Origin of the sequence: Pseudomonas sputi (assembly GCF_021603585.1) — a bacterium.
Lineage (GTDB): Bacteria > Pseudomonadota > Gammaproteobacteria > Pseudomonadales > Pseudomonadaceae > Aquipseudomonas > Aquipseudomonas sputi.
Genome location: NZ_BQHI01000014.1, coordinates 70,613 through 95,510, shown reverse-complemented (window position 1 = coordinate 95,510; position 24,898 = coordinate 70,613). Strand labels below are relative to the sequence as shown.

Genomic DNA, 24,898 nt, shown 5'->3' with positions numbered 1-24,898 from the left:
ATGGGACGCTGGCGATATTTCCGAGTGGGAGCAGCGCGAACGTGAGCGCACACGCAATGTGTTCTGACGGTGTTACCCGTTCAGGTGGGAGATAAGTGTCTGGGACGGCGGTCGTGCGGTTGGGCTAGGGTGGCCAACGTCAGTAGAGAAGTAAAGAATGCAGTTTTCAAAAGATTGTGGAGGTCATTTGTTTTCTCCCGCTCCATGCTTCTACCGAAAGTTACTGCACTGAAAAACTTACAGTGCGGCCACCTGGAAATATTTCCTATACCAGACTTCCTGCGTAAAAGGTGTATTGGGTAGCCCTTGTGCGATGTAGCAAAGCTGGAATTTTTTCGCATCAGGTTTTTTGCTTTTTCCGACTAAAGCCCAAGTTCCACTTTGGGTGTTGGCATAAATTTCCATGTCCCATTTGTCATTCGATGCGGCGCAGCATAGGGACTGGTATTTTCTGCGGCGGCTCCTGCGAGGGGGCTCAAGCTCAGCAGAAAACCAAGGGTAGCGGCTTTAAGAAGGTTCATGCGGGCCATGCTCTTTAACCTCTTGCGGGCAAGAAAAGGCGCTCTGGCAGTCGGCGCGGTGCGCCTCGCTTACTTGTGCTCTGCGTGGAGGTCGCGGAAACCTTCCAGCTTCACCGGGGCGCGTCCTGGAAGACGGGCTACCAGCTCTAGCGTTCCCCCCATGGCTTCGACGTACTCGCGCAGCGTGGAGATCAGCATGTCGGTGCGCTTCTCCACTTTGGAGACGTTTCCTTGTTTTACATCGAGAAGATCGGCCATTGCCTCTTGCGTAAGGTTTAGCCCCTTGCGTAACTCCTGCAAGGTCATCTGTTCCTGGATAAGCTCTGCGCCGCGCTGCTCGATTTTCTGCCTGCGCGCAGCGGGAAGCCCTTTCATAACCTGGTCGAGTGACTTAGCCATTGCCTTACCCTTTCTTCAACGTGCTCAGGTGCCGGTCGAAGCGGGCATCTGCGCTCTTGATTAAAGCCTTGTAGAATTTTTTCTCGCTGCCGCCTGACTTGTCACCACCGACCAGTACGACGGCCTTCCTTTCGGGATCGAACGCGAAGGCCACGCGCCAGACCCCATCGTCAGCCTTGAAACGCAGCTCTTTCATATTGGCGTACTTCGATCCGTTGAGCGTATCCACATGAGGTCGCCCCAGCTCCGGGCCAAACCGCTCAAGTACCTTGAGCTGCGCCAGCAGTTCGTCCTGGACCGCCTCAGCCATGGCCTCGAATTCCAGCTCAAATTCGTCACAAAATTCGATATGCCACGCCATGATTAAATATATCCTTAAGTGAATATTCCGTCAAGGGTATAATTTCAGCCCTGCCCGATCCTAGGCCGATTCCGAGGCCTTTGGAAGGGCATGTGAGCCGCTATTCGGTGAGGTTTTTCAGGCGCTTGCACCAGGCGCTGTAGGCCTCCTTCTGCTCCGCCAGATAGTCGTACTGATCGTAGACCTGCCAGCTGCCCGGCAGCTTGTGGCCGAGCATGATTTCGGCGATATGGGGCTCGGTCAGGGTTGAGAAATTGGTGCGCGCCGTTTTGCGCAGATCGTGAACCGACCAGTGCTGCATTTCATATTTCTCATGCCGCCGCAGCCACTGCATGATGTTGTAGGGCAGCTGCAAGGGAGCCCCTATTCCCATCGGCTTGTTCGTTCCGCTGTTCGTGAACAAGTGCTTGCCCTCGGCGCTGAGCGCCATGGCCTGCTTGACCAACGCTTCAATCTCCGGAGTGATTGGGCGTAGCAGCGGCTTTCCTGATGCCTTACCCAGCTTGTGGTTCTCGACTGGCACCGTCCAAACCTGCTTACCAAAATCAAAATGGCTTTTTTCGCTCAGGCGCAGCTCGCTGTTGCGGCATCCGTAGATCAGGCAAAGCTTCAGGAAAAGCTTGTTCTTGGTCGCCATGCGCGATTGCTCCATGGCTTTCCATACGAGCTTGATCTCATCATCGGAAAGGGAGCGCGCCCCGGCGACCTTTTTGATCTGCAAGTCTTCCTTGGCGTTGATTTCCGATAGCGGGTGCGACGGGATCAACTGGCGCTTCACCCCCCATTTGTGCATCTGCTTGGCATTGACCAGGATGCGCTCGGCGATGCCAGGCCGTGCTTTGGCCTGCCCCTCAAGAAGCGCCAGCCATTCGTGCAGGGTGACTTTCCCAGCCGGGAGCTTGCCGATTTTCGGGAACACATGGATTTCGAAGGAGCGCAGGATTTCGTGATGACCCTTCTTGTTGCCTTTGCAGTACGCCTCGTACCACTGCCGAAACAAAGACTCTACGGAATCGGCCTGGAGGATCGCCTGCTTCTCCAGTTGCTTCACAACTCTCGGATCATGCCCCTGCTCCAGCTGCGCTCGCAGACGCTGCGTTTCTGCGCGCGCATCCTTGAGCGACATCAAAGGATAGGTGCCGAGGTCAAGGCGACAGGGCCGACCGTCATAGCGATAGCGCAGCTGAAAAGTGATCTTCCCCTTCGGGGTCACGCGCACACCAAACCCGTCGCGGTCTGCTTTCTCTTCGCGTGTGGCGTGGGGTTTGCCGCTATGGGCTTTCAGCCAGGTGTCTGAGATCGCCATGGGCTCTCCGGACTGCGTACATAATTTTCTGGAAGGTTCCGAAATGCTGTTTTGTGTACGCGGCCATGTACACAGATCGAGTGGCTCAGCTTGTCTTCGGATGTCTCAGATTGTCGCGGTCACCGCTGATTTCATCAATGAAATCAGTAGATTATTTGAGAATATGGCGGGGGCTGTCTTAGCCTGACTCAGAGGGTAATGTCAGGGTGGGAAATAATGGCGAAAGTGCGGCGTTTCGCGACTTCGGCGGCCTGTCTGGTCATGGGAAATCGCCTGGCGGTGATTCAAAAAAGGGCGGCGATTATAGCCCAACTCGATTCAATAACCGAACCGTTGAGCACATTAAGGGTGGCCAAATGCTGCCTCAGATGGGAACCTTTCAAAGCACGGAGACGTCCATCCCCTGTTACGACTTTTCGTCAGGGGCTGAAAAATCAGCAAGTTAGCCTGACGAGGCTGCGCTCATGGCTCGCTTTCGGACCGCTTTTGCCGGGCTGAAAAAAAGCCGCTTCTCGCGAACGACTCTCCCGGCAGCCAAGGCTTGGCAGGTGGCCGGGGTGGTCAATTTTGTTGGCTCAAATTTGGATGCCAGCAGTTCATAGCCAAGGCGCTGTGACGAGTCATAGCTCGCTATGGCGAGGAACAGCAACGCAGGATATGAACTTCTGGCGCCGAAGTTGGGCTAACAAAATTGACCACCCCGGCCACTGAACACGGGACTGCGTTCGCCGACTAAAAAAGGAGTCCGCCTGTGGCTATCCGCTATGGCAAAGGGCTGATGGGAGGTGCGGTGGTGATCGCGCTCCTGGCCCTGCTGGTCCACTGGATCGGCATCAACACGATTGAACACTACCGCGACGATTTGTTGTTTTACCTGCAAGCTCATCTGATTCTCGTCCTCGCTTCAATGCTGGCTGCCCTGATCGTGGGCCTCCCCGCCGGCATCTTCCTGAGCCGCCCGACCATGGTCGGCCGCGCCGAACGCTTCATGCAGATCTTCAACATCGGCAACACCGTGCCGCCACTGGCCGTACTGGCGATTGCCCTGGGGATTCTCGGCATCGGCAGCGGTCCGGCGATCTTCGCCCTGTTCCTCGCTTCACTGTTGCCGATTGTGCGCAACACCTACGAAGGCCTGAAAAACGTCCAGGGCTCGCTGAAAGAGGCTGCCGTCGGCATCGGCATGACTCCAAACCAGGTGCTGTGGAAAGTCGAGTTGTCCAACGCCGTGCCGATCATCGTCGGCGGTGTGCGAGTGGCCCTGGCGATCAACGTCGGTACCGCGCCGCTGGCCTTCCTGATCGGCGCCAACAGCCTTGGCAGCCTGATCTTCCCCGGCATCGCCCTGAACAATCAGCCGCAACTTCTGCTCGGCGCCGCGTGCACCGCGCTGCTGGCCCTGCTGCTCGATGGCGTGGTCACCCTTGCCAGCCGTCTCTGGCTGGAACGCGGTTTGCGCCCGTCTTGAGGCTTTGCAAAGGAATATTTATGAAAAGACTCAGTTTGATTCTGGGCTGCGTGCTGCTGTTCGCAGGCATCGCCCAAGCCGCCGACAAACCGGTGATTCGCCTCGGCGCCCGGGTATTCACCGAGCAGACCTTGCTTGCGGAAATCACCGCACAATACCTGCGCAGCAAAGGCTACGACGCGCAGATCACTGGTGGTCTGGGCAGTAACCTGGCCCGCAGCGCCCACGAAACCGGGCAACTGGACATGCTCTGGGAATACACCGGCGTGTCGCTGGTGGCCTACAACCACGTCACCGAAAAACTCGACAGCGCACAGTCCTACGCAAGGGTGAAAGAACTCGACGCAAAAAAAGGCCTGGCCTGGCTCACTCCGTCGAAATTCAGCAACACCTACGCCCTCGCCTTGCCAAAAAAAGTCGCTGAGGAATATCCGCAGATCAGCAACATCAGCCAGTTGAACGACGTGCTGAAGGCTGAAGCCAAGACCAATCACCTGGTCGCGCTGGACACCGAGTTCGCCAACCGCTCCGACGGTCTCAATGGCATGGTCAAGCTGTACGACATGAACCTGACCCGCCAGAACATCCGGCAAATGGACGCCGGGCTGGTCTACACCGCACTGCGTAACGGTCAGGTGTTTGCCGGTCTGGTCTACACCACCGACGGTCGCCTCAACGCCTTCGGCCTGAAGCTTTTGGAAGACGACAAGCATTACTTCCCGGACTACACCGCTGCGCCGGTCGTGCGTCAGGCCTACCTCGATGCGCATCCGCAACTGGCGGAACAACTGAAGCCGCTGGCCGAGCTGTTCGACGACGAAACCATGCGCCAGCTCAACGCGCGCGTCGATGTCGATCACGAGAGCCCGTCGAAAGTCGCTGCCGATTTCCTGCGCCAGCACCCACTGAACTAAAGGAGGAAAAGTCATGGAATTTTTGAACGCCTTTTCCCACCTCGACTGGCAGCAGGTGATGCACCTGACCTGGCAGCACATCACCCTGGTCGGCATCGCCGTCAGTCTGGCGATCCTCATCGGCGTGCCGCTGGGCATTTTGATGACGCGCTTCCCGAGCCTCGCCGGTCCCTTGCAGGCCAGCGCCACGGTGCTGCTGACCGTGCCGTCGATTGCCCTGTTCGGCCTGCTGCTGCCGTTCTACTCGAAATTCGGCCAGGGCCTCGGTCCGATGCCGGCGATCACCGCCGTGTTCCTTTATTCACTGTTGCCGATCATGCGCAACACCTACCTCGCCCTGACCGGCGTCGAGCCGGGCATCCGTGAAGCCGCACGCGGCATCGGCATGACCTTCGGCCAGCGCCTGCGCATGGTCGAGTTGCCGATCGCCGTGCCGGTGATCCTCGCCGGCGTGCGCACCGCCGTGGTGATGAACATCGGCGTGATGACCATCGCCGCGACCATCGGCGCCGGCGGCCTCGGTGTGCTGATCCTCGCCTCCATCAGCCGCAGCGACATGTCGATGCTCATCGTCGGCGCGCTGCTGGTCAGTCTTCTGGCCATTTTCGCTGACCTGTTTCTCCAATGGCTGCAACGCTCGTTGACTCCAAAAGGACTCCTCAAATGATCGAACTTCAAAACCTCAGCAAAACCTTCCAAAGCAACGGCAAAGATGTGAACGCCGTGGACTCGGTAAGCCTGACCGTCAATGAAGGCGAAATCTGTGTGTTCCTCGGGCCATCGGGCTGCGGCAAAAGCACCACGCTGAAAATGATCAACCGCCTGATCAAGCCGACCTCGGGCAAGATCCTGATCAACGGCGAAGACACCAGCGACCTCGACGAAGTGACCCTGCGCCGCAACATCGGTTACGTGATCCAGCAGATCGGTCTGTTCCCGAACATGACCATCGAAGAGAACATCGTCGTCGTGCCGAAACTGCTCGGCTGGGACAAACAGAAATGCCACGACCGCGCCCGCGAACTGATGAGCATGATCAAGCTTGAACCCAAGCAATATCTGCATCGTTACCCGCGTGAATTGTCCGGCGGCCAACAGCAACGGATCGGCGTGATCCGTGCGCTGGCGGCGGATGCACCGCTGTTGCTGATGGACGAACCGTTCGGCGCGGTCGACCCGATCAACCGCGAGATGATCCAGAACGAGTTCTTCGAGATGCAGCGCGCGCTGAACAAGACCGTGATCATGGTCAGCCACGACATCGACGAAGCGATCAAGCTCGGCGACAAGATCGCAATCTTCCGCGCCGGCAAGCTGTTGCAGATCGACCACCCGGACACCCTGCTCGCCCATCCGGCGGACGACTTTGTCAGCAACTTTGTCGGCCAGGACAGTACCCTCAAACGCCTGTTGCTGGTGAAAGCCGAGGACGCCGCGGACAACGCGCCTTCGGTGAGCCCGGAAACCCCGGTGGCCGATGCGCTGGAGTTGATGGACGAACATGACCGTCGCTATGTCGTCGTCACTGACGCCGAGAACAAGGCACTGGGTTATGTGCGCCGTCGTGACCTGCATCGTCAGACCGGTACCTGCGCGCAGTTCCTGCGCGAGTTCAACGCCACGGCGGCCTACGACGAGCATTTGCGCATCCTGTTGTCGCGGATGTACGAGTTCAATCGTTCGTGGTTGCCGGTGATGGATGCCGAGCGGGTGTTTCTGGGCGAAGTGACTCAGGAATCGATTGCGGCTTACCTGAGTTCGGGTCGTTCACGCGGAATGAAGACCAATATCGTGTCACCGGCCGAGGCGGTGGCCTGATCAAACGCAAAAGGGCTGTTCGACAGCCCTTTTTTTCGATCGCAGGATCTCAAAGCCGTGTTTTTTTTTGCCTGCCATGAGCCGGCAAGAAATATCAACACATCAGAAGGCTGACCCCCTCCGCGGATGTCAGCCTTAACCAGCAACTTCCCCATCACCTGCCCTTCTCGCCGCCAACGTCGCCGATGTTGAAGTGATCGTACTTATCGATGAATTGGCGCGCATCAGCTTCGAACGTGCAGGTATTTTTAACACCTGAAAATTATTGCGGAACATCTGACCGTCATCTCGGTCGGCTACAAAGAGTGATATCCGCGACGCACGTCAGAAGCGTGCAAAAACGCGACATTTTTAGTTGATCTCAGGCCCCTCACGCCCTAAAGTTCGCGCCGAACGTCCATGCTGGAAACGATCCATCCGGCTCAAGTACTGACGACGAGACAGCAAGGCCAAGGGAAAGAAAGCTACATTTCCCATGGCCTTTTTGCTTTCGGCGACATGCCTTGGGAAGTAGGCGAACCAAAGTGGGGATACGGAGGGCGTTCATTTGCACCCATTGATTTCACGAGTTTGCCCATAGGAGCTCCCAAGTATGTCGATCCAGGTCGAAGACTATTTCGCGCGCGAAACCTTTCAGAAAATGAAGGCGTTCGCCGACAAACAGGAAACCCCGTTCGTGGTGATTGACACCGCGATGATCGCCCAGGCCTATGATGACCTGCGCGCCGGTTTCGAATTCGCCAAGGTCTACTACGCGGTCAAGGCCAACCCGGCCGTCGAGATCATCGACCTGCTCAAAGAGAAAGGCTCGAGTTTCGACATCGCTTCGATCTACGAGCTGGACAAAGTGCTGAGCCGTGGCGTCAGCCCGGACCAGATCAGCTACGGCAACACCATCAAGAAATCCAAGGACATTCGCTACTTCTACGAGAAGGGCGTGCGTCTGTTCGCCACTGACTCGGAAGCCGACCTGCGCAACATCGCCAAGGCCGCACCGGGCGCCAAAGTCTATGTGCGCATCCTGACCGAAGGCTCGACCACCGCCGACTGGCCACTGTCGCGCAAATTCGGCTGCCAGACCGACATGGCCATGGACCTGCTGATCCTCGCCCGTGACCTGGGCCTGGTGCCTTACGGCATCTCGTTCCACGTCGGTTCGCAACAGCGCGACATCAGCGTCTGGGACGCCGCGATCGCCAAGGTCAAAGTGATCTTCGAGCGTCTGAAGGAAGAAGACGGCATCCACCTGAAGCTGATCAACATGGGCGGTGGCTTCCCGGCCAACTACATCACCCGCACCAACAGCCTGGAAACCTACGCCGAAGAAATCATCCGCTTCCTCAAGGAAGACTTCGGTGATGACCTGCCGGAAATCATCCTCGAGCCGGGCCGTTCGCTGATCGCCAACGCCGGCATCCTGGTCAGCGAAGTGGTACTGGTTGCCCGTAAATCCCGCACTGCCGTCGAGCGTTGGGTTTATACCGATGTGGGCAAGTTCTCCGGCCTGATCGAAACCATGGACGAAGCAATCAAGTTCCCGATCTGGACCGAGAAGAAAGGCGAGATGGAAGAAGTCGTGATCGCCGGCCCGACCTGCGACAGCGCCGACATCATGTACGAAAACTACAAGTACGGCCTGCCGCTGAACCTGGCCATTGGTGATCGCCTGTACTGGCTGTCGACCGGTGCGTACACCACCAGTTACAGCGCCGTTGAATTCAATGGTTTTCCGCCGCTGAAATCGTTTTACGTGTAACACGCACAGCGCATAAAAAAACCGTGCCCAGGCACGGTTTTTTTATGCAGCAAGTTCCAAATAACAACAAATAATAAACAACAACAGGTCACACTAAACCCATACCCGCCAGCCAAGAAACAGGCTTACGCTGAGAACTCGAACAACACTTTAAAAGGAACTAAAAGTGCAACCGAGTTCAAACCCGTTCGTCACCACAGACGACATCAGAAAAATCAAAAACTACATATCCGCTGCCAGGACGCTGCCGCGCAGTATCGAAGCTGTGGAAGCGCAACTAAACACCAAGTCCACCGGCATTGCCGGTCTTGAGGTGCTTGACGTTGTCGAACTCAATCACCTGATCATCAATAACGCCAACGCCTGGAACGACATTGAATACTCGATGAAACGCGTGGCTGGAAGTCTGTCGACGTTTTCAGAAGATCTGGAGAATTTCGGTCAGGATATTATCGACGCCATCGTGAGCATGCCGGGCTACATAAACTACCTGGGCACCATCGACTCGCTGTCCGAGGAAGAGATCGCCAGTCTCCCGCCATTGGAGATCGGCAAGACCGAGAAGAACCGTTTCGGCTCCATTCAAGAATCGCTGGCGTTCATTGCAAGGTCGATCGGAGAGAAAAAACTCAGCAGCCAGGACGTCAGCGAACGCCTGAAATACTTCAAGAGCGACCTTAACGACAAGGTTGCCATCGGTATTGGTGAAAAACTGCGACTGGCCAGTGATGCGCAAATCAACCGACAGCTCACCGAGCTGAATGCCGCCATTGATCAGGCCCAAAAAAGCATTGATGAAAAGACCAGGGAAACCGAGCCGAACTTTTTCGAACATATCCTTGGCTTTATCGTTGGTTACAGAGGCGGTTCATCGACCTGGTACCAGCACCTCGAACTCCAGCAGAAAATCCACTTGCGCCCTCTGATTGATCAACGAGATTTATTGGTCGAGCAGGTCAAGCAAAAGAACATCCTCGCGGGCTCGCTCATGGAGTTCCAGGCGGGATTGAACAGCATGTCGATTTATGTAGAGGGTGCCATCCAAAGCACCTCACAACTTGAAACGCTGTGGATCTCCATTACGGACTACATCAACGCCTCGCAAAACAAATTAATGGGGATCAACGAATTCCTGACCCTGAGAAGTTTCGTCTCGAGTTTGAAAGTTGTTCTTAAGAACTGGAAGACCGTTCAAACCAACTCGGAACAACTTATCAAAGCATTCGACTGACTCGATCATTTCAATCAAGAAGAAATCATCATGACAAAAATTTCCTATGTCGTTCCCGACCTTGGCCGCATTCAAGAAAGCCGTGAGGCTATTCGTTTTCAGGCAATCATTGGCTCCGCCAATCTGTATATCAAAGCCTTGAGCGATGAACTGGTTCGTTTGAATGCAGCCATCAGCGAACTGGATCTTGTCGCTGCCAACACCATCGCATCGGCAATGACAGCGCTGGACACGGATGATCTGAACGAAAACCTGCAGGCACTGGCCATCCTCAATCAACGTGAGTCGAACAGTCAGGCCGAGCATGCACGCAAGCTCTATTCGCAAATCGTCGAGCAACTGATCACACTGTGCACCGTACAAATGACAACGCTGCATTCGTCGCTGCACGACAGCGTCTTCACTGTTGAGAGCATTGCCATCAGTAACAACCGTTTCAGGCTCGAAGAGCTGGCGAACGCCAGAGTCAACCTGGATCGGGAATACCAAACCGAGACAGTCCCGCTGGCTGAATTGAAAGCCGACGAGGCGGTGCTGAATCTTGCGATTGCCGAGTTTGAAAAGCTGACATTCATCGACCGGATCAAACCCTTGCTCGAGCAACTGGCGGCAATGATCGGCAACAGGCCCAAGTCGCCTGCAGCTGCAGCACTCGAAGCCGGGCTGATCGTCGCCAACAAGTTTCTGGACGAGGCCAACGAGCTGATCAAATACAAGGATCTGATCGAAGCACGACGAATCATCCAGACGCGCCTCGTGCAACGGGAAGAACGCCTGGCCTCCCTGGAGAAACAATTGCGCGACAACGACGACAAGACTCGCCAGTTGAACGACACCCAGAAAGTCGTGCCACACCAACAAGCCTACGTCAGAGAGACACGCAAATTATCGGATGCCTTCTCCGCGTTTCTTGACGCCCTCACGGCTACGCTCCATGAAGACATTCTGCTGCGTGGCGAACGAGTGCTCGAACACAGCCAGGCCCTGCGCAGTTACCTGATTCCCCTTAAAAGCCGCTGGTTGCGCGGCTGATCGATCACTCCAGCCCTTCATGGTCGATGAAGGGCTGGAGACTCGGTCTCGAGTGCACAGAGGCGTTGACGATAGGCTCCCCCCATGGCGCGGATCTTTGCGTGCGGGGAAGCGAGCAGCGCCTCGCTGGCAACCCTCAAGAAATTCATATTGCCGTGAACCAGCGCTTTATCAAGCCAGTGCAAGGCATCGGTGATTCGCCCAGCTTCGGCCAGAATCGCTGCATGGCTGAACTGACCACGAAAATCCCCGCCCTCGGCTGAACGCCGATACCAGTCGTGAGCCGCTGCCAGGTCTTGGCGGCACACCTGCCCCTCCTCCAGATAACGCCCCAACAGGTTCATCGACTTGGCGTGGCCAGCCTCGGCAGCGCGCCGGTACAAGTCCAGCGCCTGAAGATGATCTGCCGCCACTCCTCGCCCGGTGGCCAGCAGGTTGGCGAAGTTGTACATCGCCCAATCCAGGCCGGCTCGAGCGGCGATTCGATAGTGCCCTGCCGCAGCCGAGGCATCCGCGGCACAGCCCCAGCCATGTTCATGACAACGACCGAGCATGTTGCGCGCCATCAGATGCCCCTGCCCCGCGGCGATTTCAAACCAGCGCAAGGCCAGCGGCTGATCCTGAGCGATCCCATGGCCATCGAGCAGGATCTGTCCCAGCAGCGCCTGAGCTTCCAGCACGCCCTCACCTGCTGCGATAAGAATCGCCTGAGCTGCACGGGCCGGGCTTTCTTCGAGCATGCCCTTGAGACGTTCACCGTCGAGGACTTCTTCGCGGCGCAAACGAAAGTCTGCCACTTACACCTCGACCCAGCGGCGCAGCAAGTTGTGATAAGTGCCGGTAAGGCGGATCAGCGAAGGGTGATCGGGCATGTCCTGAGTCAGTTGCTGGATCGCACCGTCCATCTCGAACAGCAAGGCACGCTGGCTGTCTTCGCGCACCAGGCTTTGAGTCCAGAAGAACGAGGCATAGCGCGCACCGCGGGTCACCGCGTTGACCTTGTGCAGGCTGGTGCCGGGGTACAGCACCATGTCGCCGGCGGGCAGTTTTACCCGTTGAGTGCCGAAGGTGTCCTGGATTTCCAGCTCGCCGCCGTCGTAGTCCTCGGGCTCGCTGAAGAACAGCGTGGCCGACAGATCCGTGCGTACCCGCTCGATGCTGCCCTTGGGCTGGCGCACGGCGTTGTCGATGTGAAAATCGAAACTGCCGCCCGCCGTGTAGCAGTTGAGTAACGGCGGAAATACTTTGTGTGGCAGCGCGGCAGACATGAACAGCGGATTTTTCCACAGGCGCTCCAGCATCGCCGCGCCGATTTCCTTGGCCAGTGGATGGCCTTCCGGCAATTGCAGATTGTGCTTGGCCTTGGCCGACTGATAGCCGGCAGTGATCTTGCCATCGGCCCAGTCGGCCTGCTCCAGCGCCTCGCGAATGCGCTGCACTTCGTCTTTCTCGAACAGCGCGGGGATGTGCAGCAACATGGCGAAGTCACCGGATGACAAAGGGATGCCAATGGTATTGATTCTTATTGACTGTGTAAAACCCGCTAGACGAATGAACCGGCAAAAACCGTAAGGTTAAATTGTAAAGAATGTAAATTTGTCGCGAATAGTAATGTTTCGCAATTGATACGAATACCTGTTTACCCTATATTCCGCCGCCTCAAATCCTTGGGGAGGGGAATAAAAATGGCACGTCAACCCGCACAATTACCGGTCAGTTCACCACGTCTGCTCGCTTCCGCCATCGGCGTGGCAATTACCGCCGGCTCCGCAGGCCACATGGTGTTTGCCGCCGAAAAAACCGACAGCAAGGCTTCCGGCAATGCCATCGCCCTGGACGCTACCGCCATCACCGGCGAAGCTCAGGAGTCAACGTCCTACCAGGTCGAGAAAGCCTCCTCGCCCAAGTACACCGCGCCGCTGGTCGACACGCCGCGCTCGGTCACCGTTATCCCGCAACAAGTTCTGAAAGACACCGGCGCCCTGAACATGCAGGACGCGCTGCGCACCGTGCCGGGCATCACCTTCGGCGCCGGTGAAGGCGGCAACCCGCAGGGCGACCGTCCGTTCATCCGCGGTTTCGACGCCCAGGGCGACACCTACCTCGACGGCGTGCGCGACACCGGCTCCCAGAGCCGCGAGATCTTCGCCGTGGAAAACATCGAAGTCAGCAAGGGTCCGAACTCCGCCATCGGCGGTCGCGGCGCGGCAGGCGGCAGCATCAACCTGGTGAGCAAGAAAGCGCACCTGGGCAACTCGTTCGACGGTGGCTTCACCTGGGGCTCCGATCAGACCCAGCGCTACACGATGGATGGCAACTACCAGTTCAGCGACACCGCTGCCGGCCGTCTGAACCTGATGAGCCACGAAAGCAACGTCACCGGTCGCGACAAGGTCGATTACGACCGTTGGGGCATCGCGCCGTCGCTGGCCTTCGGTCTGGGCACCGACACCCGCGTCAACCTCGATTACTACCATCTTGAAAGCAACGACACGCCGGACTCGGGCATCCCTTACACGATTCCGGCCGGCGGTTCGGCAGCACGTACCAAGTCCAACCCGGACAAACCGTACGCCGGCGGCGATCACAGCAACTTCTACGGTCTGGACCGCGATTTCCGCAAGGGCCGCACCGACACCGCGACCTTCGCCATCGAGCACGACCTGAGCGACTCGTTGACCATCAAGAACACCCTGCGTCACGGCACCAGCATGCAGGATTACATCCTGACCCAACCGGACGACAGCAAGGGCAACGTCAACAACGGCAGCGTCTGGCGTCGTGCGAACACTCGCGTGAGCAACACCGAGACCACCACCAACCAGACCGACCTGTTCGGCAACTTCTACGTTGCCGGCTTCAAGAACAGCTTCTCCACCGGTGTCGAGTACACCCGTGAGGAAAGCCAGAAGTCTTCGTACAGCGTCAACACCGACACCACGCCGCGCACCTCGGCCGTGACCAACAACTGCAACCCGGGCCTGATCGGCGCTGCCAGCGGCTACAACTGCACCTCGCTGTCGAACCCGACCCCGAACGATCCGTGGAACGGCGCGATCTCGCGCAACTACGCCGGCACCGACACCCAGTCCGATACCTACGCGCTGTATGCGTTCGACACCCTGGAGCTGTCCGAGCAATGGCTGGTGAACATGGGCCTGCGTTACGACCACTTTGAAACCGGCTACAAGACTTACAACAACGCTGGCCGCACCACCTCCAAGGGTTCGGACACCAGCGAGTTCGTCACCGGCCAGTTCGGCGTCGTCTACAAACCGGCGGAGAACGGCAGCATCTATGCGTCCTACGCCACTTCCGCCACACCACCGGGCAACACCCTGGGTGAAGGTCAGGAAGGCAACCCGCTGGGCGGCACGCCGGATCGCAACGGCAACCTGCTCAAGAGCGACATGGAGCCGGAAACCACCAAGAACTACGAAATCGGTACCAAGTGGGATCTGCTGAACGATCGCCTGTCGCTGACCGCCGACATCTTCCGCACCGAGAAAGAAAACGCGCGTGTCCAGGTGGATACCACCTCGTACGAAAACGCCGGCAAGACCCGCGTTCAAGGTATCGAGCTGTCGGCCAGCGGCAAGATCACCGACAAATGGCAAGTGTTCGCCGGTTACGCCTACATGGACAGCGAGCAAGTGGACGGTGGTGACCTGCCGGCCAACAAGGCCAACAACGGTAACGAGCTGCCCAACACGCCGAAAAACAGCGCCAGCCTGTGGACCACTTACCAGGTCACGCCGAAGCTGACCATCGGTGGCGGCGCCTTCTACGTGGATGACGTATTCGGCAACGTGGCCAACACCACCCTGGTCGATTCCTACGTTCGCTACGACGCCATGGCGGCGTACAAGCTGAGCAAGAACGTCGACCTGCAACTGAACGTGCAGAACCTGACCAACGAGACCTACTACGACAAGGCTTTCTCGACCCACTTCGCCAACCAGGCGGCGGGACGTACGGCATTGCTGAGCACCAACTTCCACTTCTGACAGAAGCCGCAAGCATCGGGCCCCGTTCATTCATTTGAGCGGGGCTTTTGTGCGTAATAAAGAACGTTTCTCGATAGGCCACGGCATAATGCACGCCGTGAACACAACCTCCGAACGGACAAGGCAAGCAACGTGTTGAAGAAAACCCTGTTCCAGTTGCACTGGTTTTTTGGCATCACTGCCGGGCTGGTGCTGGCCCTGATGGGCATCACCGGCGCTGCCTATTCGTTTCAGGACGAAATTCTCAAAGCCCTCAACCCATCCGTGTTACGGGTGGAGAAACAGGTCGCCGGTGTGCTGCCGCCCGCCGATCTGGTGGCGCATATCGAATCCGCCTCGGGCAAGAAAGTCTCGATGCTCTCGGTCGAAACCGAAAGCGGCAGCGCCGGCCGCGTCTGGTTCACCCCGCCCAAAGGTGAGCGCCGGGGCGAGATGCGCTACTTCGATCCCTACACCGCCGAGTTCAAGGGCGAGGCCACTGGCCAGGACTTCTTCGGCCTGATGCTGCAACTGCACCGGTTCCTCGCCATGGGCGACACCGGGCGCAACATCACCGGTGCCTGCACCCTGATGCTGCTGTTCTTCTGTCTGTCCGGCCTGTACCTGCGCTGGCCCCGCCAGTGGCGCAGCTGGCGCGTGTGGCTGACCCTCGACTGGAAGAAAAAGGGCCGCAGCTTCAACTGGGATCTGCACTCGGTGTTCGGCACCTGGTGCATGCTGGTGTACCTGTTGCTGGCACTGACCGGACTGTCCTGGTCCTACGAGTGGTACAACAAAGGCCTGACCAAACTGCTTTCCGATGCGCCGCAAAACGAGCGTGTACGCGGCGGTCGTGGCCCGGCGCCTGAAGGTCCGGCGCCGACTGCCGATTACGCCGCGATGTGGGTCAGCATCTACAGCGCCGCGGGTCCGGGCCTGGCCTCCTACAACATCCGCATGCCACCAGTGGCCGGCCAACCGGCGACCGTGTTTTATCTGCTCGACAGCTCGCCCCATGACCGCGCGCTGAACCAGATCACCCTCGACCCGGCCACCGGCGTCGTCAAACGCGTCGAGCGCTACGCCGAGAAAAGCTTCAAGGCGCAATTGCTGACCAGCATTTACGCGCTGCACGTTGGCAGTTATTTCGGTCTGGTCGGGCGGATCATCGTCACCGTCGCAGCCGTCTTGATGCCACTGTTCTTCATCACCGGCTGGCTGTTGTACCTGGATCGCCGACGCAAGAAAAAGCAGATCAAGGATGCGCGCAAAGGCCTCGACCAACCGGCTGACGATACCCCCGCGTGGCTGATCGGCTTCGCCAGCCAGAGCGGTTTTGCCGAGCAACTGGCGTGGCAGACCGCCGGCCAATTGCAGGCCGCCGGATTGCCGGTGAAGGTGCAGCCGCTGGCGAATGTCAGCGAGCAGGATCTGCGTGAATCGAACAACGCCCTGTTCGTGGTCAGCACCTTCGGCGACGGCGAAGCGCCGGACAGCGCGCGCGGTTTCGAACGCAAAGTGCTGAACAACGCCTCGACCCTCGACAGCCTCAACTACGCCGTACTCGGCCTCGGCGACCGTCAGTATCAACACTTCTGCGGCTTCGCCCGACGCTTGCATCAATGGCTGAGCGAACACGGCGGCAAGACCCTGTTCGCGCCGGTGGAAGTCGACAGCGGCGATCCTTACGCCCTGCGTCACTGGCAGACACAGCTGGGCCACATCACCGGGCAAGCGCCGGTCGACACCTGGCAGGCGCCGAGCTACGAGAACTGGACGCTGGTGCGCCGCGAGCTGATGAACCCGGACAGCGCCGGCGCACCGGTCTATCTGCTGGGTCTGACCGCGCCGACCTCCCGCAGTTGGCTGGCCGGCGATCTGGTGGAAGTGCTGCCGCGCAACTGCCCGTGGGCGATCGAGCATTTCCTCGACGGTCTCGGCATCCGTGGCGAAACCAGCGTCAAGGTCAACGGCCTGCAGGAGCCGCTGGAAGTGGCCCTCGCCAGCCGCCAGTTGCCCGAGCACCGTGCCCATCTGGTCGGTCTGCACGCCCAGGCGCTGGTCGATGCGATGGTGCCGCTGGCCATGCGCGAATACTCGATCGCCTCGATCGCCGCCGACGGCGTGCTGGAGCTGATCGTGCGTCAGGAACAGCGTGCCGACGGCAGCCTCGGCATCGGCTCCGGCTGGCTGACCGAGCATGCGCAGATCGGCGGCAGCATCAGCCTGCGGGTGCGCCGCAACAGCGGTTTCCATCTGCCGAACGCGCCGGTGCCGATGATCCTGCTGGGCAACGGCACCGGTCTTGCCGGGCTGCGCAGTTTGCTCAAGGCGCGGATCGCGGACAACCAACAGCGTCACTGGCTGTTGTTTGGCGAACGCAATCGCGAGCACGACTTCCTCTGCCGCGCAGAGCTGGAAGAGTGGTTGATCAACGGTGATCTGGAACGCCTCGATCTGGCGTTCTCGCGGGATCAGGCCGAGAAGATTTACGTGCAGGACCGCCTGCGCGAATCGGCCGGCGAGCTGAAGAAATGGCTGGCGGACGGTGCGGTGATATACATCTGCGGCAGCCTTCAAGGCATGGCGTCAGGGGTGGATCAGGTGCTCAATGAAGTGCTGGGCGCCGCCGAAGTCGAACGCCTGATCGAACAGGGTCGCTATCGCCGCGACGTTTACTGATTCACCTTGGGCAACTGTGGGAGCAACCCTGCTCCCACAGGTTCAACACTGGACTCAGACGGGCTGCAGTTTCTGCTCAAGCACCGCCACACCCTCCAGATCCCGCAACACCACGCTCATCTCCCCGCTCTGCCCCTCGATGTTCACCTCGCCGAAAAACTGAAAACCGGCAAACGGTGAAGCGTTCTGCGTCGGTGGCGCTTTCTGAAACACCACTTGCGGGCCGAAGGTCTTGTCCAGCGGATTGGGTCCGAAACTGCCGGCGTTCAACGGCCCTGCGACAAACTCCCAGAACGGTTCGAAATCCTGGAACGCCGCGCGATCCGGGTGATAGTGATGCGCCGCGCAGTAATGCACGTCCGCCGTCAGGAACACGAAATTGCGCACCTGCTGCGCGCGCAAGAAGCCCAGCAGCTCGGCGATTTCCAGCTCACGTCCCTGGGCCGGGCCGGGGTCGCCGTTAGCCACTGCTTCCCAGCGCGCAACCCCGGGACTGACTTCACCGTCGGGCACGCCGAGACCGATCGGCATGTCGGCGGCAATCACTTTCCACTGGGCTTTCGAGGCCTTCAATCCACGCTTGAGCCAGTTCAGTTGCTCGCGTCCGAGGAACGGTTTTTCCGCCCCGAGATTGTCGTCGTTGGCCCCGCGATAGCTGCGCATGTCGAGCACGAACACATCGAGCATCGGCCCGTAACTCAGCTTGCGATAAATCCGCCCGCCGCCATCGGCCGCCTGCAAGCGCATCGGCGCATATTCGAGCCAGGCCTGACGTGCGCGGCCGACCAGCGTGTGGATATTTTTTTCCTGATAGCGCTCGTCGAGCTGTTTGCCCGGCGACCAGTTGTTGACCACTTCATGGTCATCCCACTGCCAGATCTGCGGCACTTCGGCGTTGAAGCGACGGACGTTTTCGTCCATCAGGTTATAGCGGTAATTGCCGCGATAATCGTCGAGGGTCTGGGCGACCTTGCTCTTGGCCTCCGTGGTGAGGTTGCGCCAGATCCGGCCACCCTCAGTGGTCAGTTGCGCCGGCACCGGGCCGTCGGCGTAGATGGTGTCACCGCTGTGGATAAAGAAGTCCGGCAAGCGCATGCGCATGGCTTCGTAGATGCGCATGCCGCCGATATCGGGGTTGATGCCGAAGCCCTGGCCGACGGTGTCGCCGCTCCAGACAAAACGGATATTGCGCCGCGCCGTCGGGGCACTGCGCAAATGGCCGAGCCACGGTTCGCTGGAAACACCGGTGCGGGCGTCCTTGAAATACACGCGGTAGAAAATCGCCTGATCGGCGGGCAACCCGGTGAGTTCGACGCGGGCGGTGAAATCGCTGCGGGCATCGGCCAGCGCCGAGACCACGCGGCGCGGGTGGCGGAACTGGCTGCGGGTGTCCCACTCCACCACCATCTGCGCCGGGCGGTCGGCGCGGCTCCAGATCATCGCCCGGTCGCCCTGCAGGTCGCCGGATTGCACGCCGTCAGTGAGTTGCGGTCGATCCTTGACCGACGCGATCACGGCCGGCGCCAGCCCCGGCATCAGCAGTCCGGCGCCGACGGCTTGCATCACGCGCCGGCGACCGGGATTGAAATCGCTCATGGTGTTCTCCCTGAAAAAAGGAAAACTTAAGCACCGCTAGATGAAAAGGGTGTGACACCTCACGCCTTCGCCGGCTCCAGCGCCAGTTCCAAGGCTTCCGGCCGCTTGACCAGCGCATACACCACGGCCGTCAGCAGACTGCCCGCGACAATCGCCAGCAGGTACAGCAGCGCATGGTTGATCGCGTTCGGAATCGCCAGCACGAACAGGCCACCGTGGGGCGCCATCAGTTTGCAGCCGAAATACATCGACAGCGCACCGGTCAGCGCACCGCCGGCAATGCTTGCCGGGATCACCCGCAACGGGTCTTTCGCGGCAAACGGAATCGCCCCTTCAGAGATGAAACACAACCCGAGCACCAGTGCCGCTTTACCGGCTTCGCGCTCGGTCTGGGCAAACTTGCGCCGAGCGATGAACGTGGCGATGCCCAGACCGATCGGCGGCACCATGCCGGCGGCCATGGTCGCGGCCATCGGTGCGTAACTCTGCGAGGCCAGCAGCCCCACCGAAAACGCATAAGCGGCCTTGTTGATCGGCCCGCCGAGGTCGACGCACATCATGCCGCCCAGCAGCACACCGAGCAGGATCGCGTTGGTGGTGCCCATGCTGTCGAGGAAATGGGTCAGCGCCGCGAGCATCCCGGCCACCGGTTTGCCGACCACATAAATCATCACCAGACCGGTGAACAGGCTGGCGAACAACGGGATGATCAGAATCGGTTTCAGCGCCTCCAGACTTTGCGGCAGCACCACATACCGACTGATCGCCTTGGCCGCGTAGCCTGCGATAAACCCGGCAACGATCCCGCCGATGAAGCCGGCGCCCAGGGTGCTCGCCAGCAAACCGCCGATCATGCCCGGCGCGAGACCGGGGCGGTCAGCAATCGACCAGGCGATGTAACCGGCCAACAGCGGCACCATCAATTTGAACGCGGTCTCGCCACCGATCTGCATCAGCGCCGCCGCCAGCGTGCCTTCCTCCTTGAACGCGGTGATGCCGAAGACGAACGACAAGGCGATCATCAGACCGCCCGCCACCACCATCGGCAACATGAACGACACACCGGTCAGCAGGTGTTTGTAGACGCCGCTTTTCTCTTGTTTGGCCGGGGCCTTGCCGGCGCCGGCAGCGTTTTCCACGACACCTTCGGCCAGGGCCTTTTTCAGCGTGGCTTCGGATTGCTTCAACGCAATCCCGGTGCCGCAGCGGTAGATTTTCTTGCCGGCGAAACGCTCGGTGGCGACTTCAATGTCAGCCGCCAGCAGCACCACGTCTGCCTCGGCAATCGCGGCTGTGCTCAGCGGATTTCGCGCGCCGACCGAGCCCTGGGTTTCGACTTGCAAGTCGTAGCCCAGACGCTTGGCGGCTTGCTGCAGGGCTTCGGCGGCCATGAAGGTGTGGGCGACGCCGGTCGGGCAGGCAGTGACGGCAACCAGACGCGGCACATTGGCGCTGGCAGCCACGGGCGGTGCTTCGGCAGCGACGTAAACCTCGGCCTCGACGGCGCCACGCCGCAGCACCTCCTCGACATCCTGCAGGGCTTGCGCCGGCGCGATCCGAAAGACTTTCTTGCCGATGAACCGGGTCATGTCCACCGATCCCGTGGCCACCAGCAACACCCACTCGGCGGCCTCGATGGTGGCCGCCGACAACTCGCGTTCCGGGTGCGCGGCATCCACCACTTCGACGCTGGTGCTCCAGCCCTGACGCTGGGCCGCGGCATCCAGCAACCGGGCGCACAGCACACTGGTGACCATGCCGTTCGGGCAGGCCGTGACAATGGCTAACTTCATGACAAACCCTCTTATTGTTCTGTCAGGGGGCGCACACGCACGCCCTGTTCGAGCCGCGTCAGTTGCGCAGCATCGTGAATACCGAAACCGATCTGGGTCACCGCCTGCGCCGCAATCGCGGTGGCCGTGCGCAGGGTCTGTTCCGGCGTGTCGGCGCTGAGCAGACCGTGGAGCATGCCGGCGAGCAACGAATCGCCGGCGCCGACCGTGCTGGCCACGCTGACTTTCGGCGGCGTCGCATGCAGCGCCGAGCCGACGCTGAACCAGTTCACCCCTTCGGCGCCGTGGGAAATCACCACATGCTCGATGCCCTGCGCGTGCAAACGATCGGCCGCTTCAGCCTGAGACGCATGGGACAGCACTTCACAGCCCAGCGCTTCGGCCAGCTCTTCGGTATTCGGCTTGATCAGCCACGGACCGGCCTTGAGCGCTGCGCGCAAGGCGTCGCCACTGGTGTCCAGGGCGACTTTCAGGCCCAGCGCCTTCAAGCGCTCGACCAACTCGCGCAGCCACTGCGCACTGACCCCGCGCGGCAAACTGCCGGCGACCACAACCGCGTCATGCCCCGGCGCAATCTGCACCAGTCGATCCAGCAACGCTTGCTGCGCCACTACACCGACCACCGGCCCCGGGCCGTTGATGTCGGTGATCCGTCCGTCCTGCTCCGCGACTTTGATGTTGCTGCGGGTCTCGCCGGGCACCCGGATAAACGCATCGGCGAAACCGCGTTTGCCGAACAGGTTTTCGAAGGCCTGCAGATTGTCTTCGCCGAGAAAGCCGCTGACCGTCAGTTGATGACCGAGGTCGGCCAGTACTTGCGCGACGTTGACGCCCTTGCCGGCGGCGTGGGTGTGCATCTCGTCACTGCGGTTGACCTGACCGGCCTCCAGGCGTGGCAACTGCACCGTGAGGTCCAGCGCCGGGTTGAGGGTCAGGGTAAGAATCTTGGCCATTACAGGGCCTCCACTAATGCGCGCACTTCGTTGGCGCTGCCCACGGCCAGGGCTTGTTGAGCAAGGGTTTGCGTCTGGGTCAGGCTGAGTTCGCGGATGCGTGCCTTGACCTCGGCGATGCTGCGCCCGGACACACTCAGTTCATCCACACCGAGGCCGACCAGCACCGGCACCGCCAGCGGATCCGCCGCCAGCTCGCCGCACACACCGACCCATTTGCCGTGGGCATGGGCCGCGCGCACGGTGATGTCGATCAGTTGCAGCACCGCCGGGTGCAGGCCGTCAGCCTGGGCGGACAGGGTCGGATGACCACGGTCGATGGCCAGCGTGTACTGGGTCAGGTCATTGGTGCCGACGCTGAAGAAGTCGACCTCTTTGGCCAGCACCGGCGCCAGCAACGCGGCGGACGGCACTTCGATCATGATCCCCAGTTGCAGGTCGGCGACCGGGATTTCCAGACGCAGGCGTTCGGTCATGTCGCGGGCCTGACGCCATTCTTCGACACTGCCGACCATCGGGAACATGATCCGCAATGGACGGTTGTCCGCCGAACGCAGCAAGGCGCGCAGCTGCGCTTCCATGATCTGCGGACGCTGCAAGGTCAGGCGAATCCCGCGCACGCCGAGGAAGGGGTTTTCTTCCTTGGCGATCGGCCAATACGGCAGCGGTTTGTCGCCACCGACATCGAGGGTGCGCACCACCAGCGGCCGACCGGCGAGGCCGTCGAGGACGCGGCGGTATTCGGCTTCCTGAGTCGCCTCGTCCGGCGCTTGCGGGTGGGCCATGAAAATCAGCTCCGTGCGCAGCAGGCCGATGCCTTCGGCGCCCTGCTCCACCGCGCTGATGACGCCAGCGCTTTCACCGATGTTGGCGAACACTTCCACGGCGTGGCCGTCGCGGGTGTGCGCCGGTTGATGGCGTTGTTCGGCGGCGGCTTTCAGGCGTTGTTCGCGGCTGTCGCGCTCTTCGCTGGCGCGTTGCAGGGTCGCGGCATCCGCGTCCACATGCAGGCGACCGCGCTGGCCATCGAGCAGCAACGGCGTACCCGGTTCCAGCAGTAACACCGCAGCGCCCGCACCGACCAGCGCCGGAATCCCCAGCGCACGGGCCACGATGGCGCTGTGAGCGGTGGCGCCGCCACGGGCGGTGAGAATCCCGGCGACCCGCGCCGGATCCAGACGCGCGACGTCGGACGGGCCGACCTCATCCATCACCAGAATGTACGGCTGCTCAGGCTCGGCGGGCGTCTGCACGCCACACAGCTGCGCCAGCACCCGGCGACCAATGTCGCGCAGGTCGGCGGCGCGTTCGGCGAGTAGCGCATCCTGCAACGCTTCCTGTTGTTTCGCGGCGGCCTCGATCACAGCCATCCACGCCGCTTCAGCGCTTTCACCCTGCTTGAGACGGGTGTCGACTTCGTCGGTGAGCTCCGGGTCGTCGAGCATTTCCTGGTGGGTGATGAAAATCTCGCGGATCGCCTTGGCCTTGCTGCGTTCGATCAGGCCCTGAATGTCCTGACGCACGTCGGCCAGCGCTTGCTTGAGACGCTCACGCTCGATGGCGGCGGACTCACCGCGCAACGGGTAATCGATGGCTTGCTGGACCTGAATGTGCGCCGGGCCGATGGCGATGCCGGGTGCTGCGGGGATCGCTTGCAGCAGGCTGCCGGAGGCCGGGGCGATGACGACTTCGGCTATATCGGTGATCACTTCGGGTTGCTGGCTGACGGCCGGCAGCGGTTCGACCTCTTCGCCGAGGCCTTCTTCGATGGCGGTGAGCAAGGCCGGCAACGCATCGGCGGCAATGCTCGGCTCGGCGATGATTTCCAGCACCTGCCCGCGACGGGCGCCGAGGCTCAGCAGTTTGCTCAAACTCTTCACCGATACGGCGCTGTCCTGACCGTCGACAATGCGCACACGGATTTCGCCGTCAAAACTTTTCGCCAGTTGCGCGAGGATCTTCGCCGGCCGCGCATGCAGACCATGGGCGTTGGCCAGTGCGATACGTGCGCTTGGCCAATCGGCCGGCAATTCGCCGCCGAGCACTTCGAGGACCTTGCGGCTGCTGGTGGCGCGGCCCAGTTCATGGCCGCGACCCTCGATCAGCAACGCGCACAAACGCTCGAGCAACGCTTGATGCGCTTCACCGAGGCTGGCCAGACAGAACAGACCGCTGAGCGGCTGGCCGAGGTAACGCATCGGTTTGTCCGGCGTGACAAACGCCAGGCCCGGACGCTTCACGGTCTGCTCGCTGTGCAGCCACCACAGGCCATCGCCCAGCGGCAGCGCTTCGACCTGCTGCAATACGCCGGCGAAACCGTTGCTCACGCAATCGGCCTGGCGCAGCAGACGCGCACCACGCCAGACCAGTTCTTCGAAATCGTCGGCGGAGACCCCGAGGCCGATCATCTGCGCATCCAGCGCCAGTTCCTGCGGCGCGCCTTGCAGCAGTTTCAACAATGCTTCGGGCGAACTGGCGCGGCGCAGGGCCTGGCCCAGATCGGTCTCGCCGAGGGCGCGGGTCAGCAGTTGCAGCAGGCGCAGGTGTTCGTCGGATTTGGCGGCGATGCCGATGGCCAGATAGACGATCTGACCATCGCCCCAGTCCACGCCGTCGGGAAACTGCATCAAGCGTACGCCGGTAGCAAACACCTGATCGCGGGTTTCGGGCGTGCCGTGGGGGATCGCAATGCCTTGGCCGAGGAAGGTCGAGCCCTGGGCCTCCCGGGCCTGCAGGCCGGCGAGGTATCCGTCGGCGACCAGACCATCGGCGACCAGATGACTGGCCAGCAATTGCAAAGCGGCGGGTTTATCCACAGCCGACTGGCTCATGGATATCTGCTCTACAGTGAGCTCGAGCATGCGATCTCCTTTTTGGCGTCAGGTAACGCCAGGTATTGTTTTTGAATGGTTTCAGCTTAGGCGCTTCTCGACTTCCCTTTCAGGAGGCCGTTTTGGCGGTTTCGCGGCAGAACCGGCCAAAGGCGTCTAAAACGTAGAAAATACGCTTGCTGAAACGTTTAATCTAGATTGATCGGCACGTTACTCGATAATGTCCCATCCTTGAAGTCCAACTTGTCGGA

At 60.2% G+C, this 24,898-nt stretch carries 19 protein-coding genes and 1 pseudogene; 9 read left to right on the top strand and 11 right to left on the bottom strand.

Annotation, left to right across the window (positions count from 1 at the left end):
• Positions 1-237 precede the first annotated feature (237 nt).
• The 5 genes and pseudogenes from L6D81_RS19260 to L6D81_RS29715 all read right to left on the bottom strand — a co-directional run.
• Positions 238-405, bottom strand: a complete 168-nt coding sequence (locus tag L6D81_RS19260; RefSeq protein WP_236181483.1) for a hypothetical protein — start codon at positions 403-405, stop codon at positions 238-240.
• A gap of 185 nt (positions 406-590) precedes the next feature.
• Positions 591-920, bottom strand: a complete 330-nt coding sequence (locus L6D81_RS19255) for an XRE family transcriptional regulator (RefSeq protein WP_236181482.1) — start codon at positions 918-920, stop codon at positions 591-593.
• A 4-nt stretch (positions 921-924) separates the two neighbouring features.
• On the bottom strand, positions 925-1,281 hold the full coding sequence (locus tag L6D81_RS19250; protein ID WP_236181481.1) for a type II toxin-antitoxin system RelE/ParE family toxin: 357 nt from the start codon (positions 1,279-1,281) through the stop codon (positions 925-927).
• Between the two features lie 100 nt (positions 1,282-1,381).
• The gene (locus tag L6D81_RS19245; protein ID WP_236181480.1) at positions 1,382-2,587 is read right to left on the bottom strand and encodes a tyrosine-type recombinase/integrase; all 1,206 of its coding nucleotides are present in this window, start codon (positions 2,585-2,587) and stop codon (positions 1,382-1,384) included.
• A 200-nt stretch (positions 2,588-2,787) separates the two neighbouring features.
• Positions 2,788-2,850 (bottom strand): annotated as a pseudogene (locus tag L6D81_RS29715) (hypothetical protein); the annotation flags it as partial.
• Positions 2,851-3,365: 515 nt separating this feature from the next.
• On the opposite strand from L6D81_RS29715, the gene L6D81_RS19240 reads away from it, so the two are divergent.
• The 7 genes from L6D81_RS19240 (at position 3,366) to L6D81_RS19210 (ending at position 10,806) form a co-directional block, all read left to right on the top strand.
• Positions 3,366-4,055, top strand: coding sequence for an ABC transporter permease (locus L6D81_RS19240; RefSeq protein WP_236181507.1), 690 nt, complete (start codon positions 3,366-3,368; stop codon positions 4,053-4,055).
• A 20-nt stretch (positions 4,056-4,075) separates the two neighbouring features.
• Positions 4,076-4,969, top strand: coding sequence for a glycine betaine ABC transporter substrate-binding protein (locus tag L6D81_RS19235; RefSeq protein ID WP_236181479.1), 894 nt, complete (start codon positions 4,076-4,078; stop codon positions 4,967-4,969).
• Positions 4,970-4,982: 13 nt separating this feature from the next.
• Entirely contained in the window at positions 4,983-5,636 is a 654-nt protein-coding gene (locus L6D81_RS19230; protein ID WP_085729571.1) for an ABC transporter permease, read from the top strand.
• A complete protein-coding gene (locus L6D81_RS19225; protein ID WP_236181478.1) occupies positions 5,633-6,787 on the top strand; it encodes an osmoprotectant ABC transporter ATP-binding protein OsmV in 1,155 nt (384 codons plus the stop codon). The genes L6D81_RS19230 and L6D81_RS19225 overlap by 4 nt, the downstream gene beginning before the upstream one ends.
• 592 nt (positions 6,788-7,379) lie before the next feature.
• Positions 7,380-8,543 carry a type III PLP-dependent enzyme gene (locus L6D81_RS19220; protein WP_039769212.1) on the top strand — a complete coding sequence of 388 codons (1,164 nt, stop codon included), beginning with the start codon at positions 7,380-7,382 and terminating at the stop codon, positions 8,541-8,543.
• A 166-nt stretch (positions 8,544-8,709) separates the two neighbouring features.
• The gene (locus L6D81_RS19215; RefSeq protein WP_236181477.1) at positions 8,710-9,774 is read left to right on the top strand and encodes an alpha-xenorhabdolysin family binary toxin subunit A; all 1,065 of its coding nucleotides are present in this window, start codon (positions 8,710-8,712) and stop codon (positions 9,772-9,774) included.
• A gap of 30 nt (positions 9,775-9,804) precedes the next feature.
• Positions 9,805-10,806, top strand: a complete 1,002-nt coding sequence (locus L6D81_RS19210; RefSeq protein WP_236181476.1) for an alpha-xenorhabdolysin family binary toxin subunit B — start codon at positions 9,805-9,807, stop codon at positions 10,804-10,806.
• Between the two features lie 17 nt (positions 10,807-10,823).
• Here the strand turns inward: L6D81_RS19210 and L6D81_RS19205 are convergent, their stop codons facing one another.
• Together L6D81_RS19205 and L6D81_RS19200 are read right to left on the bottom strand one after the other, a co-directional pair.
• On the bottom strand, positions 10,824-11,603 hold the full coding sequence (locus L6D81_RS19205) for a tetratricopeptide repeat protein (RefSeq protein ID WP_236181475.1): 780 nt from the start codon (positions 11,601-11,603) through the stop codon (positions 10,824-10,826).
• Entirely contained in the window at positions 11,604-12,284 is a 681-nt protein-coding gene (locus tag L6D81_RS19200; RefSeq protein WP_039769208.1) for a Fe2+-dependent dioxygenase, read from the bottom strand.
• Positions 12,285-12,491: 207 nt separating this feature from the next.
• Between L6D81_RS19200 and L6D81_RS19195 the strand changes: the two genes are divergently transcribed.
• Positions 12,492-14,813: a TonB-dependent receptor gene (locus L6D81_RS19195; RefSeq protein ID WP_236181474.1), complete on the top strand. Its 2,322-nt coding sequence runs from the start codon at positions 12,492-12,494 to the stop codon at positions 14,811-14,813.
• Between the two features lie 132 nt (positions 14,814-14,945).
• A complete protein-coding gene (locus L6D81_RS19190; protein ID WP_236181473.1) occupies positions 14,946-17,474 on the top strand; it encodes a PepSY domain-containing protein in 2,529 nt (842 codons plus the stop codon).
• A 54-nt stretch (positions 17,475-17,528) separates the two neighbouring features.
• On the opposite strand, the gene L6D81_RS19185 is transcribed toward L6D81_RS19190, so the two are convergent.
• The 4 genes from L6D81_RS19185 to ptsP are packed head-to-tail and all read right to left on the bottom strand — an operon-like array spanning position 17,529 to position 24,677.
• Positions 17,529-19,070: an alkaline phosphatase D family protein gene (locus L6D81_RS19185; protein ID WP_236181472.1), complete on the bottom strand. Its 1,542-nt coding sequence runs from the start codon at positions 19,068-19,070 to the stop codon at positions 17,529-17,531.
• A 59-nt stretch (positions 19,071-19,129) separates the two neighbouring features.
• Entirely contained in the window at positions 19,130-20,863 is a 1,734-nt protein-coding gene (locus tag L6D81_RS19180; RefSeq protein ID WP_236181471.1) for a PTS fructose-like transporter subunit IIB, read from the bottom strand.
• 11 nt (positions 20,864-20,874) lie between these two features.
• Positions 20,875-21,816 (bottom strand): 1-phosphofructokinase, encoded by a 942-nt coding sequence (gene pfkB / locus L6D81_RS19175; protein ID WP_236181470.1) that lies wholly within the window; start codon positions 21,814-21,816, stop codon positions 20,875-20,877.
• Entirely contained in the window at positions 21,816-24,677 is a 2,862-nt protein-coding gene (ptsP, locus tag L6D81_RS19170) for a phosphoenolpyruvate--protein phosphotransferase (RefSeq protein WP_236181469.1), read from the bottom strand. Before ptsP ends, pfkB begins: the two co-directional genes overlap by 1 nt.
• Between the last annotated feature and the right edge of the window lie 221 nt (positions 24,678-24,898).